Source organism: Thioclava sp., assembly GCF_048263065.1.
Lineage (GTDB): Bacteria > Pseudomonadota > Alphaproteobacteria > Rhodobacterales > Rhodobacteraceae > Thioclava.
Genome location: NZ_JBLXEM010000001.1, coordinates 527,731 through 543,113 on the forward strand (window position 1 = coordinate 527,731; position 15,383 = coordinate 543,113).

The 15,383-nt window shown below is 61.2% G+C and carries 15 protein-coding genes; 3 read left to right on the forward strand and 12 right to left on the reverse strand.

The window, feature by feature from the left end; all coding sequences use genetic code 11:
- The first annotated feature begins 37 nt into the window (after positions 1-37).
- A complete protein-coding gene (locus tag ACN0SD_RS02690; protein ID WP_417806665.1) occupies positions 38-1,408 on the forward strand; it encodes a glutamate--cysteine ligase in 1,371 nt (456 codons plus the stop codon).
- Between the two features lie 84 nt (positions 1,409-1,492).
- Here ACN0SD_RS02690 and ACN0SD_RS02695 read toward each other — a convergent pair whose 3' ends face one another.
- From ACN0SD_RS02695 to ACN0SD_RS02720, 6 genes are all read right to left on the reverse strand, one after another.
- Positions 1,493-2,338 carry an alpha/beta fold hydrolase gene (locus ACN0SD_RS02695; RefSeq protein ID WP_417806666.1) on the reverse strand — a complete coding sequence of 282 codons (846 nt, stop codon included), beginning with the start codon at positions 2,336-2,338 and terminating at the stop codon, positions 1,493-1,495.
- Positions 2,335-3,405, reverse strand: a complete 1,071-nt coding sequence (locus ACN0SD_RS02700; protein ID WP_417806667.1) for a branched-chain amino acid ABC transporter permease — start codon at positions 3,403-3,405, stop codon at positions 2,335-2,337. Before ACN0SD_RS02700 ends, ACN0SD_RS02695 begins: the two co-directional genes overlap by 4 nt.
- 9 nt (positions 3,406-3,414) lie before the next feature.
- On the reverse strand, positions 3,415-4,404 hold the full coding sequence (locus ACN0SD_RS02705; protein ID WP_417806668.1) for a branched-chain amino acid ABC transporter permease: 990 nt from the start codon (positions 4,402-4,404) through the stop codon (positions 3,415-3,417).
- Positions 4,405-4,415: 11 nt separating this feature from the next.
- Positions 4,416-5,120: an ABC transporter ATP-binding protein gene (locus ACN0SD_RS02710; protein WP_417806669.1), complete on the reverse strand. Its 705-nt coding sequence runs from the start codon at positions 5,118-5,120 to the stop codon at positions 4,416-4,418.
- Positions 5,117-5,875 (reverse strand): ABC transporter ATP-binding protein, encoded by a 759-nt coding sequence (locus ACN0SD_RS02715; protein ID WP_417806670.1) that lies wholly within the window; start codon positions 5,873-5,875, stop codon positions 5,117-5,119. The genes ACN0SD_RS02710 and ACN0SD_RS02715 overlap by 4 nt, the downstream gene beginning before the upstream one ends.
- 76 nt (positions 5,876-5,951) lie before the next feature.
- A complete protein-coding gene (locus ACN0SD_RS02720) occupies positions 5,952-7,151 on the reverse strand; it encodes a substrate-binding domain-containing protein (RefSeq protein WP_417806671.1) in 1,200 nt (399 codons plus the stop codon).
- Positions 7,152-7,274: 123 nt separating this feature from the next.
- Here ACN0SD_RS02720 and ACN0SD_RS02725 point away from each other — a divergent pair, with 123 nt between their 5' ends.
- Complete coding sequence (locus ACN0SD_RS02725) at positions 7,275-7,877, forward strand: LuxR C-terminal-related transcriptional regulator (protein ID WP_417806672.1); 603 nt, start codon at positions 7,275-7,277, stop codon at positions 7,875-7,877.
- An 82-nt stretch (positions 7,878-7,959) separates the two neighbouring features.
- Here ACN0SD_RS02725 and ACN0SD_RS02730 read toward each other — a convergent pair whose 3' ends face one another.
- From ACN0SD_RS02730 to ACN0SD_RS02740, 3 genes are all read right to left on the reverse strand, one after another.
- Positions 7,960-8,745, reverse strand: a complete 786-nt coding sequence (locus tag ACN0SD_RS02730; RefSeq protein WP_417806673.1) for an ATP-binding cassette domain-containing protein — start codon at positions 8,743-8,745, stop codon at positions 7,960-7,962.
- A gap of 1 nt (position 8,746) precedes the next feature.
- Positions 8,747-9,868, reverse strand: a complete 1,122-nt coding sequence (locus ACN0SD_RS02735; RefSeq protein WP_417806674.1) for an ABC transporter permease — start codon at positions 9,866-9,868, stop codon at positions 8,747-8,749.
- A gap of 76 nt (positions 9,869-9,944) precedes the next feature.
- Entirely contained in the window at positions 9,945-10,895 is a 951-nt protein-coding gene (locus tag ACN0SD_RS02740) for a sugar ABC transporter substrate-binding protein (RefSeq protein WP_417806675.1), read from the reverse strand.
- Positions 10,896-11,082: 187 nt separating this feature from the next.
- Between ACN0SD_RS02740 and ACN0SD_RS02745 the strand changes: the two genes are divergently transcribed.
- Positions 11,083-12,081 (forward strand): LacI family DNA-binding transcriptional regulator, encoded by a 999-nt coding sequence (locus ACN0SD_RS02745; RefSeq protein ID WP_417806676.1) that lies wholly within the window; start codon positions 11,083-11,085, stop codon positions 12,079-12,081.
- Here ACN0SD_RS02745 and ACN0SD_RS02750 read toward each other — a convergent pair.
- The 3 genes from ACN0SD_RS02750 to ACN0SD_RS02760 are packed head-to-tail and all read right to left on the reverse strand — an operon-like array spanning position 12,078 to position 15,264.
- Positions 12,078-13,235 carry a Gfo/Idh/MocA family protein gene (locus ACN0SD_RS02750; RefSeq protein ID WP_417806677.1) on the reverse strand — a complete coding sequence of 386 codons (1,158 nt, stop codon included), beginning with the start codon at positions 13,233-13,235 and terminating at the stop codon, positions 12,078-12,080. The genes ACN0SD_RS02745 and ACN0SD_RS02750 overlap by 4 nt on opposite strands.
- A gap of 12 nt (positions 13,236-13,247) precedes the next feature.
- A complete protein-coding gene (locus tag ACN0SD_RS02755; protein WP_417806678.1) occupies positions 13,248-14,141 on the reverse strand; it encodes a TIM barrel protein in 894 nt (297 codons plus the stop codon).
- A gap of 13 nt (positions 14,142-14,154) precedes the next feature.
- Complete coding sequence (locus ACN0SD_RS02760) at positions 14,155-15,264, reverse strand: Gfo/Idh/MocA family protein (protein ID WP_417806679.1); 1,110 nt, start codon at positions 15,262-15,264, stop codon at positions 14,155-14,157.
- Positions 15,265-15,383 lie beyond the last annotated feature (119 nt).

The following is a 15,383-nucleotide window of genomic DNA, read 5'->3' on the forward strand; positions in this document are numbered from 1 at the left end:
CCACCTGTTCCCTCCTGAAATTAAGCGCGAGGCTCTGATGTCTATTCCGCAAGAGGGCGGCGGTCCGATCGAAAGATACGAGCAGCTGGCCGAATACTTAGCCTCGGGCGAGAAGCCCCGCGATGCTTGGCGCATCGGCACCGAGCACGAGAAATTCGGCTATTGCGCCAAGCGCCAATTGCCCTTGCCCTATGAGGGTCCGTGCTCGATCAAGACGATGCTGGAAGGGCTGCGCGACGGCTTTGGCTGGACGCCTGTGCTTGAGCAGGGCAACATCATCGGGCTTGAGCGCAACGGCGCGAATGTCAGCCTTGAGCCGGGTGGCCAGCTGGAATTGTCTGGTGGCCCGCTTGAGACGATCCACCAGACTTGCGACGAAGTGAACGAGCATCTGCGCGAAGTGCAAAGCGTGGCCGACAAGATTGGCGCGCGCTTTATCGGGCTGGGCGCTGCCCCTATTTGGAGCCAGGACCAGATGCCGATGATGCCCAAGGGGCGCTATCGGTTGATGACGGATTACATGGATGAGGTGGGCACGCTCGGCAAGCAGATGATGTATCGCACCTGCACCGTGCAGGTGAATCTCGATTTCGCATCCGAAGCGGATATGGTCAAGAAAATGCGCGTGGCGCTGGCTTTGCAACCCGTCGCGACGGCGCTGTTTGCTAATTCCCCCTTCCTTGATGGCAAGCCTAACGGCATGAAATCGTGGCGCAGCCACATCTGGCAAAACCTTGATGATGCGCGCACCGGCATGTTGCCCTTCATGTTCGAAGAGAGTGCCGGTTATGATGCCTATGTCGAGTATGTTCTCAACGTACCGATGTATTTCGTCTATCGTGATGGCAAATATATCAATGCCTTGGGACAATCCTTCCGCGATTTCCTGAAAGGCGAATTGCCCGCGCTGCCCGGCGAAAAGCCCACGCTTAGCGACTGGGCCGATCACCTGACCACCGTCTTCCCCGAGGCGCGTTCCAAGAAATACATCGAGATGCGCGGCGCCGATGGCGGGCCATGGCGGCGTCTGTGCGCGTTGCCCGCATTTTGGGTCGGGCTGCTGTATGATCAAAGCGCGCTCGATTCAGCTTGGGATTTGGTGAAAGACTGGGATCACGAAACCCGCGAAGGTCTGCGCCACGCCGCGGCGGTCGATGCGCTGCAAGGCGGGTTTGGTGGCGTGCAGCTGCATGACCTCGCACGCGAAACCGTGGCGATTGCGAAATCGGGCTTGGCTGCGCGGGCACGTCCCGGCGCGGGCGGCATGATTTCGGATGAGACCCATTTCCTCAACGCGCTTGAGGAATCGGTGGAAACAGGGCGCGTGCCAGCCGATGAGTTGCTGGAAAAATACCACGGCGAGTGGAATGGCGATCTTAGCCGGATTTACGCCGAATATAGCTACTAAGGCGGGACTTCCTAAGAGGGGCGGGGACTAAGCCCGACCCGCTTTTCCAAGGAGCTGTGCTCGGCTCTGGCGAGGTACGTCGATCTAACCCGCCAGATCGAAAAGAACTTGCTTCACGGTGGCGATTGCCATCGGATTGCTGAGGCTTGGCGCATGACCACACTCGTCGAATAAGGTGAGGCCGGGCTTCGGCCCGCAGGTCTGCATCCTAGCGGCAATGTCCTGCGTCAAAAGATCGGATTGCGCGCCGCGAAACAGATGCATCGGCGTGGTGATCGTTTCGTAATGGTCCCAAGTCGAGAAATCCTCGGGGTGGACCTCGAACTGACGCACGATACGCGGGTCATAATGCAATGTCAGGCGGCCATCATCACGCCGTCGCACAGAGGTTTCGGCCATGCGCTGCCAGAAATCATCCCCGGCGGGACCGAACGGAATGTAGACCTGCCGCAGTCGCGCCTCAGCCTCGGCCACCGTCGCAAACACGGGCGGCGTGCCAGTATAGGCGAGGATTCGGTCAATCGCGGGTTGTGGCAGTTCCGGCCCGATATCGTTGACGATCAGCGCCTTAAGGCGCGACGCGTGTGGCCCCGAGGCGATACGCAGGCCAATGATTCCGCCCATTGAGGTCCCCAGCCAAGCTGCCCGCTCGATCTCTAGCGCGTCAAGCAGCGCCAGCGCCTGCTGCGCATAGGCGTCGAGGCAATACTCGGCATCGGGGTCATGCGCCCAACTTGAGAACCCGCGCCCGATCGTGTCCGGGCAAATCACGCGCCAATGGTCAGACAGTCCTGCCGCGAGTTCGTCAAAGTCGCGTCCGGTGCGCGCAAGACCATGCCAAAGCACCAATGCCGGAGCGTCAGGGGCGCCCCACTCGGTGACATGGATTTCATGATCGGGGATCGCGATAAAGCGGGATCTGGGGGTCATTTGCGTGTCTCCCGGCCAGCAAGGGTGCCTGCAATTCCGGCGGGAAAGAAATAGACCAGCAGGATAAACACGATTCCCAGCCACAAGAGCCATCGGTCGGGGTTCAGCAGATTGGGCAGGATCGGCAGCCCGATCAGCGCGTCGGAGGCTGCTTGCATCAAGTCGCGCAGGTAGTATTGCGCCATGACAAGCGCCGCTGCCCCGATGACTGCCCCCCACATGGTCCCCATGCCGCCGATTACCACCATCAGAAGGATGTCGACCATGATCTCAAAGCTCAGCGTTGTGTCGGGTCCGGTATATTGCAGCCACGTCGCATATAGGGCGCCCGCCAGTGCTGCCATCACCGCCGTGAAGCCGAAGACAAAGGTTCGGTACGCCACGACGCGGTAGCCCAGCGCCTCTGCGCGGGCCTCGTTTTCGCGGATGGCCTTGAGCACCGTGCCAAGAGGCGAGACCGTGACGCGCAGCAAGATCAGATAAAAGACAAGCGAACCGCCAAAGATGAAATAATAGGCCGCTATCTTGCCATCCATACGCACCCCGAAAAGCCGCGCAGTCCGCCCGGACGCGTCATGAAAAAGCGCGGTCGCGGGGCTGAAAAGGTCGGGCGCTGAATAGGTAAGACCGTCCTCGCCCCCCGTGAGTTTCGAAAGCTGCGAGGCCAGCACCAGCGCAACCGAGGCGACGGCGAGCGTGACCATGGCAAAGAAAATCGCCTTCACCCTGAGCGACAAAAGCGCGATCAGAACCGCCAAGACCAGCGCCGCCAGCACACCCGCCGCGCCGCCAAGGATCAGAGCGCTCCAACTTGCGTCATGCTGTGCCAGAGCGATCCCCACGCCATAAGCGCCAAGGCCGAAGAACATTGTATGCGCGAAGCTGACAATACCGGTGTAGCCAATCAGCAGGTCGTAGCTGGCCACCAGCACGATGAAAACGCAGATCCGGGCGGCGACCTCAATCGCGCGCACACCGGGAAACAGGAAGGGCGCGAACAAAAGGGCGATGCCAATCCCCAAAACGATCAGCCGGACGCTCCAGCCGCCAATGCCAAGCCGTGCCATATGCGCCCCCTATTTCACTGCGGGGCGAAGCCCGTTGGGCCGCCACATCAAGATCACCATCATCAACACCATGTTCGATGCCAGCGCCGCCTTGGGCATGAGAAAGCCCACATAATTATCGATCAGCCCGACCATCAGCGCCCCCAAAAGCGTGCCCTCAATCGACCCAAGCCCGCCAATAATCACGACGATGAAAACCACGATCATCATCTGCGCCCCGAGCGTCGGCGAGATCAATTGCTGGTATCCCGCCCACATCGCGCCACCCATCGCGGCCAGCGCCGAGCCGAGCATGAAAACTCCGATAAAAAGCCGGCCAACGCGAAAGCCCAGCGCCTCGACCATCTCGCGGTTCTCGACCCCCGCGCGCACCAGAAGGCCCACGCGGGTCCGATTGAGAAGCAGGGAGAGCGCAGCGTAGACCATGACGCCCAGAACCACCGCGAAGATCCGGTAGGTCTCGATCGAGACGTTGCCCCAAACGAATGACCCCTGCAGGAACCTCGGGCGCGCCACATTCAGCGGCGAGCCGCCCCAGATCACGAAGATCAGCTGCTCGATCACGATCAGCGCCCCCATGGTGATCAGGATCTGGCGCAGGTGATCGCGATAGACCGGGCGGATGATTATCCTCTCGAACAGGAAGCCGCCGATCAGCCCGAACAGCACTGCAGCCCCGATCGCGATCATCAGTGCCGAAAGGTTCAGCACCCAACTTTCCGAGCCCAGCCAGCCCGACATGTGGGCCAGCACCGTGGCCGCAACGAAGGCGCCGAGCGAGGCAAAGGCGGAGTGACCGAAGTTCAGCACATCCATCAGCCCAAAGACGAGGCTTAGCCCCGAGGCCATCAGGAACAGCATCATCCCCATCGCAAGCCCCGCGACGGTCAGCGTCAGCCAGACCGAGGGCGAACCGATCAGCCCGAACGCGATCAGCGCGAGGATGAGCGGCAGCAAATTCACGTTGCCAAGGCGATTGAGTGTTTGGTTCATGGTCATTCTTGTTTCCCTCACACCGACAGGCTCAGCAGACGGGTCTGCAATTCGGTATCCTCGGCGAAGGCGTCGATTGAGCCGGTATGCACGATGCGCCCGTCCTCGATCACCGCCATGTCGCGCCCGAGCGCGCGCGCAAATTCAAAATTCTGCTCGACCAGCAGGATCGTGGTGTCTCGGGCTATTTCTTGGAAAGCCTCGGTCATCGCGTCTACGATCGCAGGGGCAAGCCCCTTGGTTGGCTCGTCGATCAGGATCAGCTCGCGCGGTTCGATGATCGCGCGCGCGACTGCCAGCATTTGTTTCTGCCCGCCCGAAAGCCCGCCCGCAGCGGTGTTCCAGAATTTCTTGAGCGCGGGGAACAGATCAAAGATCCAGTCCAGTCGCGCGCTATCAAATTGCCCGCGTGCCGTGGCGAGCGCCATGTTTTCCGCCACAGTGAGGGCGCGAAAGATGCCCATGTCCTCGGGCACAAAGGCCACGCCCTTGCGTGCAATGACCGACGTGTGCAGCCCGCTAATTTCCGTGCCTTGGAACCGGATCGATCCGGCATGGGGCGCCCAAAGCCCCATAATCGTGCGCAGCGTCGTCGTTTTGCCCGCGCCGTTGCGCCCGAGCAGGACAAAAACGCCGCCCTTGGGGACGGTAAAGCTGACGCCGTGGAGCACATTGTAGCGACCAATGCGGGTTTCGATGCCGTTGAGTTCAAGCGCGTTCATGCCGCCCCCCGCTTGCCGAGATAGACCTCTCGCACGAGGTCCGAGGCCATGACCTCGGCGGGCTTGCCGTCAGCCAGCAACGTGCCGTTGTGCAGCACGATAATCCGGTCGGCGAGCGCGCGCACAACGTCCATCTTGTGCTCGACCAGCAGCACGGTGCGGCTGCGGTCTTTCTTGATCTCGGCGATCAGGTCCAGCACGTCGGGCGCATGGTCAAGCGACATTCCCGCGGTGGGCTCGTCGAACATAAAGACATCAGGCTCCATCGCCAGCAAAAGCGCGACCTCAAGCTTGCGCTGATCGCCATGTGACAGGGCCGAGGCGGGTTGATGCGCGACCCCGGTCAAACGGGTTTGCGCAAGATAACCCTCAGCCTGCTCGATCAGCTCGCGATGGCCAGAGGCGCGGCGCAGGAACTGCCGCCCGACGCCTGATCGCGCCTGCACCGCAAGGCGGATATTTTCCAGCACGCTCAGCTCGGGGAAAAGATTGGTCAGTTGAAAGGCGCGCCCCACCCCCGCCCGCGCACGGCCCGAGGGCGCAAGGCGGCCAATGTCACGCCCGTCCTTCAGCACCTGCCCGGAACTCGCGCGCAGCTGGCCCGAGATCAGGTTGAAATACGTTGTCTTTCCTGCGCCGTTCGGCCCGACGATCACGGTCAATTCGCCGGGGTGAAAAGCGCAGCTCACGCCGTTCACCGCGACATGACCGCCAAAGCGGATCGTCAGATCACGGGTCTCCAACGAGGGGGGCATCGCGCTGTCTCCTGCCTGTTGTAGAGGCCGCCCCATGGCGAGGCGGCCAAGACTTGGGATCATTGCCTTCGGGGGATCAGTTCTTGTTTTCTCGCCCGACGGGGATGTCCATTTCGGAAGGTTTGATGACCCGCACAAGTTCGGGCACGGCCCAGTCGACGTTCGGATCGACCTTGATCTTAAAGGCATACATGTCTTGCATGGCCTGATGGTCCGAGGCGCGGAAGATCATCTCACCCTTGGGCGTGTCCCAGCTCATCCCCGCCATCGTCTTGATCAGATCGTCAGTTTTGAGCGAGGGGCTTTCCTTGAGCGCCTTCACGACTGCCAGCGCTGCCGTCATACCACCCGCAGTAAAGAAGTCGGGCGGCGTGCTGTAGCGCTTTTCATGCTCTGTCACCAGCCAGTCGTTGATCGGGTTTTTGGGGATTCCGTAGTAGTAATAGGTCGCGCCCAGCATGCCCGGGACCGCCTTGTAAGACACCATCGCGGGCAGGATGTTGCCCCCCGCCGACAGCTCAATGCCATAGCGGCCCGGATCCATCCCGGCGATCTTGCTCAGCGGATCACTACCGCCGGCGACATAGATCAAGATCACCTTGCGGCCCGGCTTGTCCTTGAGCGCCGCGAACATGCGTTCTGCCGCCGCGGTGTAATCAGTGGTTTTAAGCGGGACGTATTCCTCGTCGACAACCGTCGCCCCACTGTCCTTCAACGCCGATTTAAACGCCTCGATCCCGTCACGCCCGAAGGCATAATCCTGCGCCAGCGTCGCGACATAAAGATCCTTGTCGGGGTTCAGCGAAAGCGCCTGCGCCTGCATATCCTGCGATGAGTTCCGCGAAGTTTTGAAGACGTAACGATTGGAATCCTTGCCCGTCAACGAATCCGCCACCGCCGGCTCGACAATCAAGATCCGCTTGTATTGCTTGGCGATTGGCAGCATCGCCTTGGTCACGCCCGACGAGGTGCCGCCGACCGCGATGAGCGCGTCGTCGTCGCCATAGGCCTCGGCCAGCACGGCGCGCGCGACGTCGGGCTTGAACTGGGTGTCTTTGTGAATCAGCTCGATCTTGTGGCCGTTCACTTCCATCGTGTTGTTGGTCGCGTATTCAAGGCCCATTTTGAAGCCGATCTCATCCTGCTTCGAATAGACATCGAGACTTGAACCCGAGGTGCCGTGGATGAGCGTGATTTTAACAGTGTCGGCAAGCACCGGCGCGGCGATCAATGCCGCAGCCAAGGCACCGCCGAGTAGGCGGATCGAAGTTTTCATGGTTTCTCCTCCCTGTGTCGACACAGCCAAGTGCGTTGTGCCGTGCCCGGTTATCGACTAATTCTTTCATCGGCCAATTCCGGTCGCGAAATGTTGGCAGAGGGCGTTCGCCCGGGCAAGATCGTGGAAATACCTAACCAGTCCCAGTATTCCGCCGCCGACGATGCCTTTGCGCGCGGTGAATTTGCGGCGCTCGGCTTTATGGAGGCACCGATAGGTCTGGTGATCACCGAGAACCGGGTGATCCGGGCCTGTAACCGCAGCTTCGCCGCGATGTTCGGTTACACGGTTGAGGAGCTGCGCGACCAAAGCTTCGCCATGCTTTACCTGTCAGAGCAAGAATTTGCGCAGATCCGCGACAAAGGTGTCAAGGAATTGCGCGAAAAGAACCGCTATTGGGACGAACGCATCATGGCGCGCAAGGATGGCGCGCAATTTTGGTGTCGTGTGCGCGGGCGCACCTTTACCCCAGACAGCCCTTTGATGCGCGCCGTCTGGAGCTTTGCTGACATTTCCGACCAGCGTCCGGTGCAACCGTTAACGCCGCGCGAACGTCAGGTGATCATGCTTTTGGGCGAGGGCGACACATCCAAAGAGATCGCGCGCAAGCTCGACATCTCGCACCGCACGGTCGAATTGCACCGCGCCAGCCTGCTGCGCAAATACAACGCAGCCAACGTGGCCCAGCTATTGATGGCGCTGGGCGGCCTACCGAGCACGCCTTGAAGGCGCATTTCACGCGGCAAACGCAAGGCTGCAGGAAAGCAGGCGGTCGCCCGCGTTGCTGTCCTGCTTTTACACAACCCCCTCAGACGGTGCCGCCAAGGCTGCCTTCCAGCTCGACCAGTTCCTGACCGCCGGCCATGAGGTCCTGCAACTCTTCGGGCGTGATCTGGCCGCGCTGCGCGGTGCCCAGCGTCTTGCCACGATTGAGAACGGTAAAGCGGTCGGCCACCGCCATCGCGTGGCGCACGTTATGGGTGATGAACACGACCGCGATCCCTTGCTTGCGCACCTTGTCGATGGTCGAAAGCACATTCGCGGTTTGGCGCACCCCAAGCGCCGAGGTCGGCTCGTCCAGGATCAGCACCTTCGCACCGAAATGCACTGCGCGCGCAATTGCGACCGTCTGACGCTCGCCGCCTGACAGCGTGCCCACCGCCTGATCGGGGCCGCGCAGGTTGATGCCCATGCGGCGCATTTCCTCCATCGTTACCGAATTGGCGTGCTCATGGTCGAAGAACTTTAGCGGCCCGACCTTGCGCAAGGGTTCGTTGCCCATAAAGAAATTGCGGCTGACCGACATCAGCGGGATCATCGCGAGGTCTTGGTAAACGGTCGCGATCCCGGCGTTGATTGCGTCACGCGGCCGGTCGAACTGCAGCGGCTTGCCCTCGAACAGGATCTCGCCTTTGGTGGGTTTGTGCACACCAGACATGGTCTTGATGAAGGTCGATTTGCCCGCGCCGTTATCGCCCAGCAGGCAATGACATTCGCCGGGAAACACTTCAAGAGAGACCCCGGCCAGCGCGATCACAGAGCCGAAATGCTTTTCGATATTCTTCATCTGGATGATGGGAGCATGCTCGTTCATCTTATCTCTCCCCGGTAATCAGGCGACGGACATAGGTGTTCAGGATCACCGCGCACAGCAGGATGACGCCCAGAAACACCCGGAACAGTGAGCTTTCGACCCCGGCAAAGAACAGCCCTTGCTGCACGACGCCAAAGATCAGCGCGCCAAGCGCAGCCCCGATGACGCTGCCATAACCGCCCGTCAACAACGCGCCGCCAATCACCACGGCGATGATCGCCTCGAACTCCTTCAGCAAGCCGCGATCCGCCCCGGCCGAGCCGAACTCCATCACCTGACAGGTCGCAAAGACGGTGGCGCAGAAGGCGGTGAACATGAACATCAAAATCTTGACGCGGTTCACTGGCACACCGGCATAGCGTGCAGCTTGCGCATCGCCGCCGCTGGCGAAGATCCAGTTGCCGAACCGCGTGCGCGTCAGAACGATATGACCGATCACAACCAGAACCAGCGCCCAGACGATCAGCATCGGCACGCCATCAACGACCGGCTGTCCTTTGCGCAGGCCGCGATCAAAGGTGGCGATCATCCCGGCATTGCCCAGCCAAGTGAACACACCCGTCAGGATCTTGCCGCCAAACACCGCCGCGAGCCAATCGCCCTGCGCCGCCTCGGAGACGCCGCCGATGATCGTTTTGCGCTCGATCGTCTGAGGGAAATAGATCGTAAAGCCACGCAGGATGAACAGCGAGGCTAGTGTCACGATGAAGCTGGGCAGCCCGGTGCGCACCACGATAAAGCCGTTGAGCGCGCCAATAGCCAAAGCCAGCACGAAGGTCACGATGATCGCCAGCCAGACGGGCCAGCCCAAGGTGACGGAGAACATCGCGATCATCATACCCGAAAAGCCGATCATCGAGCCCACGGAGAGGTCGAACTCGCCCGCGATCATCAGCAGGCAGGCGCCCACCGCAATGATCATGAATTGCGCCGAGACTTGGCTCCAGTTCATGATGCCTTGGCTGTTGAACATGCCACTGTCGTGGGCGAAGACTGCAAACAGGGCAAAGACGACAATGGTGCCGACGATGCCGCCCAGTTCAGGGCGGATCAAGGCCTCGCGCAGACGCGAGCGCGACTTGATCCTCTCGTCATCGGGCAATTGGGTGGGGGCGTGTGACATGGCGCGTTGATGCTCCGAGAAAGAGAAAAGAGAGGGGGCGGCCTATGCGCAGCGGCCGCCCCCGGTTCACATCAGCTCAGCGATACTCACCGGCGAATTTTTCGACCATTTCCAAGCCGTCGGCAGTCACGAAGCCGGGGCCGGAATTGATGTTGTTGCCGGGCAGAACGCCGTAGCGGTGATAGTTCGTCATTACGATCACCGGCAGATAGGCCTGCAAGAAGGGCTGTTGGTCGATGCCCCAATTGATGATGCCCGCTTTGATACCTTTGACGATTTCCTCACCCAGATCAAACGTGCCGAAATAGATGTCACCCGCCATGCCGTTTTCTTCCAGCGCCTGAATGGTCGGATCGGCCGAGGTCGGGCCGAGCGTCAGCACCGCGTCGGTTTCGGGATTGGCCGAAAGATAGGCCAGAACCTTGTTCTTGATCTCGGACGGGTCTTGGCCAGCGTCAATCATCTGGTTGCCCAGTTCGACCTCCAGCCCATCGGCAAAGCCCTGACACCGCTCGGTCGAAGAGGGCGAGCTAATGTAGTGGTTCACGCACAGAAAGGTGCTAATGCCATCGGCCTTGGCACGCTGTCCTGCGGCAAGACCCGCGTCATATTCGGGTTGGCCGACATACATCAGCGCGCCCAAGTCGCGGGCCTGCTGGGGCGTGCCGGAGTTGATGATGATCACGTCGATGCCGGAATCCACGGCGTTTCGGATCGGTCCGGAGAGCACATCGTAATCGGCCAGCGTGGTGATGATGCCGGTCGGGCTTGAGGCAGCAGCCTGCTCGATGATGCGCGCCATATCGGCCAAGTCACCTGTTGGCGGGTTACGATACTCGACCTGCACATCCATCTGCTTGCCCGCAAGTGCCAGACCGTTCTTGATTGTGTTCCACCAGCTATCGCTGTCGGGGGCGTGGCTGACGAGAATGTACGTTTCACCTTCTGCTGAGGCCGATGTGGCCGCCATCAGAGGCGCTGCCGCGACCGCAGCCGCCAGCGCCAGATGTTTCATCAGTGACGTCATGATTTCCTCCCAAAAATTGACTGTCTCCCGGCAAATGCGTGTCTCGCCTTTGCCCCTCCGAGTCGGAGTAAAGCATGTCGGGACTATTCTTGCAACCGGTTGCAAAAATCATCGCACTCTTTCAAGCTGCGCAGAGTTGCGATACGCGCTAGAAACCGCGCAACAGGCGCAGAGGGAGCAGACCGGAATGGCCGTTACGTTGAAAGAGGTTGCACAACGCGCCGGGGTTTCGCGCTCGGCGGTGTCGCGCGTGTTCACGCAAGGGGCCTCGGTTTCGGACAAGATGCGGCGCAAGGTCGAGAAGGCCGCGCGCGAGTTGGGCTACAGTCCCAACGCGCTGGCCTCGTCGCTCACCACCGGGCGCACCAAGCTGATCGGGCTGGTGTCGAACAACTTTCACAACCCGATTTTTCTCGAGGTGTTCGACCTGTTCACCCGAGGCCTGCAGGATCGCGGTTTACGTCCGTTGCTGGTGAACCTGTCGGATGAGACCGAGCCCGAGGCCTCGGTGCGCATGTTGCGGCAATATTCGGTCGATGGGGTGGTGGTGGCGTCCTCTACCTTACCGCCCGGCTTTGCCAAGGCGTTTCGCGATGTCGGCATTCCGGTGGTGCATGCGTTCGGGCGGGCCTCGACCGCGCCGCAAGTGCATGTGGTGGGGATCGACAACGTGGAATGCGGGCGGATGGCAGCACGCACGCTGATCGCGCATGGCTATCGAGATGTGGCCTTTTTGGGTGGCCCCGAAGGGGCGACGTCAACGCAGGATCGCTATAGCGGGTTCATGACCGAGCTTTCGGCGCATCGCGCGATCAAAACCAGCTACTCCTTTGCCGATGCCTATTCTTTTGATGCGGGACGGCGCGAAATGCTGCGATTGCTGCGCGCGCGCCCCGCCGAGGCCTATTTCTGCGGTGATGACGTGTTGTCGATCGGGGTGCTGTCTGCGATCCGCGAAAGCGGGCTGGATGTGCCCGGCGATATTGGCATCATCGGGCTCAATGACATGGAAATGGCGCGTTGGGAGAATATCAATCTTACCACGATCCGCCAGCCGATCCGCCAGATCATCGCCTCCACGATTGAACTCATGGTGGCGATGCTGGACGAGCCCGACCGCTATCCAGAGGCGCGGATATTCCCGTGCTCCGTGATTGAGCGGGCGACCCTGCGCCCGCTCTCTTAGCGAAACATTGGCGGGCGCGCATCGACCCAGACACCCTCGGCCTGACCGCTTTGCGCCACGGCAAACACCGCCGCCATCGAGCGCAGACCGTCTTCGGCACGCGGATAAAGGTTGGCGGCCGGGTCCATGGCGCGGCCCTCTTTCTCGGCGCGGATAGCCTCGGCCAGATCGGCATAGATGTTGGCAAACGCCAGCGGCATCCCCTCGGCGTGGCCAATCGTGACGCGGCTGGTGCGATCCGCCTCGGGCGACAGATTAGCCTCGCCGCGTTCGATCACTTGCAGGCGCTCGCCCAAAGGCATCCAATACAGCTGGTTGGGCTGTTCCTGCGCCCACCGCAAACCGCCTTTCTCGCCAAAGACTTGCAAGGTCAGTCCGTGCTGGCGCCCGATCGCGATGGAGCTGGTCCAGAGCCGCCCGACCGCGCCCCCGTCAAAGCGCAGATTGACCATCGCGTCATCTTCCAGCGTGCGGCTCGCAATGCAGCTGACCGTATCGGCCGACAGCATCCGCGCCTCTTGTCCGATCACGAAACTGGCCATGTGCAGCGCGTGAATGCCGCAATCGGCAAACTGCGCCGAAACCCCCGCCTGCGCGGGATCATAGCGCCAGCGCACCCGCGGATTGTCTGCATCGGCGGCATCGGCGTGATGGCCATGGGCGAACTCGGCCTTGACCAGACGGATCTGCCCCAGATCGCCGCGCGCCACCATCGCGCGCATGTGGCGCACGAGTGAATAACCGCTATAGCCGTAATTCACGGCGCAGATTTTGCCGGTCTCGCGCGCGAGGTTAACGATCTCTTCGCCTTGCTCGACCGTCATCGTCATTGGCTTTTCGCACAGCACATGAAAGCCCGCTTCGAGAAACCCCTTGGTGATCTCGAAATGGGTGGCGTTGGGCGTGGCGACGGTGACCAGATCGACGCGGTCTTCACGCGCGCGCTCGCCCTCTAGCATCTCGCGCCAATCGCCATAGGCGCGATCAGGGGCCAGCCCCAGCCGCTGCCCATATTCACGCCCGGCCTCGGGGCGATGATCAAGCGCGCCCGCGCTGAAATCAAATGCCCCATCCAGCCCCGCGCCGAGGCGGTGCGCCGGCCCGATCTGGCTGCCTTCTCCGCCCCCGATCATGCCCCATTTCAGTTTAGACATCTCGCACGCTCCTCAGTTAAATCCAATGGATTCAAGATATTCCCGGTTCTTTTTGGCGTCGCCAACAGGGTCCGGGTCCAACAGTGGGTCGCAATCCTGCTCGACCGTGCACCAGCCTTCGAAACCCGCGTCCAGCAGCACCTGACGCACAGCAGGGAAATCGACATCGCCCTGACCGAGGTTGCAGAAGATTCCCTGACCGCAGGCATCGTAAAACCCGGTGCGCTCTTGCACGGCGCGGGCTTTGACCAACGGGTCGATATCCTTGAAATGCATATAAGAGATGCGGTCGATATGGCGCTTCATGAAGGCCACCGGATCATAGCCCGCATAGGAGTGATGCCCGGTATCGAAGCAGATTTTCAGGATGTCTTCATCGACCTCATCCAGCAGGCGTTCCAGTTCCGGCTCGAAATCCATGAAGCCTGCGGCATGGGCGTGAATGCCCACCGTCAGCCCATAGTCTTGCGCCCCGATCTTTGCGGCCTGCGCGATCCGGTCGCGATAGGCACCCCATTCGGAAGCGTCCATCTGCTCGGCCTCACCGGCGCGCCCGGCGGTGGGGGCGCGGCGCGGTGAGATGGAGTCGATCAGCACCAGATGGCGCGCGCCATGGGCCTGCAACGCCTTGCAGGTGCGATGCGTGCCATCAAGCACATCCTCCCATTGCGCGGGGTCGTGAAAGGCGCGAAACACCACGCCGCCGATCAGCTCCAGATCATGGGACGACAGCGCCTCGCCCAGAACGGCGGGGTCTTCGGGCATGAAGCCGACGGGGCCAAGCTCGATCCCCTTATAGCCCGCATCGGCGCAATCCTGCAGCACCGATTGCCAGCTGGGATTGCGCGGATCCTGCGCGAATTCGACACCCCATGAACAGGGCGCATTGCCAATTCTGATAGCCATTCTCTTGCCTCTCCTATCCGGGAAATGTCGCGATATCGTGCCATTTTTTCGCGCGCGCCGAGGCCATCGCCGCCGCGATCACCCGGTTCACCTCATGCCCGTCGCGAAAGGTTGGCCAGACTGGCGTGCCAGTGGCGATGGCGCTTAGAAAGTCGCGCGCCTCGATGATGATCTGGTCCTGATAGCCGGTGCCGTGGCCAGGGCCTTGGCAGAAGGCGGCGTAATCAGGATGGGCGGGGCCGGTCAGGATCTTGGTGAAGCCGCGCGTCGCCTCGGGCCCCTCGGCCTGATAGAGCCAAAGCGCATTCTGATCTTCTTGATCGAACCGGATTGCGCCCTTTGTTCCAGTGATTTCATAGGCATAGCCCATCTTGCGTCCGGTGGCGATGCGCGAGACATAGATTTGCCCCATTGCGCCATTTTCAAAGCGGCACATCATCTGGGCGTGATCGTCATTATCGACGACACCGCCGGGGCGGGTGGTGTGAACGGTTTCGATCTCGGCCATGACGCGCGCAATCGGGCCGATCAGCGCCAGCGCGGCGTTGAGGATATGCGGCGCCAGATCGCCCATCGTGCCATTGGCCGCGCCTTGCGTACGCCAGCTCGCGGGGGCCTGCGGGTCGGCGTAGAAATCCTCGGTATGCTCGGCGCGAAACCAAGTGATGTCGCCGATCTCGCCGCGCGCGATCAGGTCGCGGGCGAACTGGCTGGCGGGGGTGCGGATATAGTTGAAGCCGACCATATTCGCCACGCCCGAGGCCTCGGCGGCCGCCACCATCTCGGCGCTGTCTTGCAATGACGCGCCTAGTGGTTTCTCACAAAACACGGGCTTGCCCAGTTCGAACGCGGCCAGCGCCACATCGCGATGGGTTTCCTGCGGGCTGGCAATGATCACGGCCTGAACTGCCGGGTCATTCACCAGCACGCGCCAGTCATCGGTGGCGCGTGCAAAGCCATAGGCGGCGCGATAGCGTTCAGCACTTTGCGCGCTAGAGGCGCAGACCATTTCTAGATGCGGGCGCAGGGCAGGGTCGAACACCGCCCCAACGGCAGACATCGCCACCGCATGGGCCTTGCCCATGTAGCCGCCACCCAGAATGCCGATCCCGATCCGAGTCATCGCAACATCCTCCGAGATTTTGAATTACAATTTGCAACCGGTTGCAAAAGTTGTATCCTGAGAATCGTAACCCCGCAAGCTGTGTTCGGCACCCGTCCGAATTTTCCCGACAAAAAGGT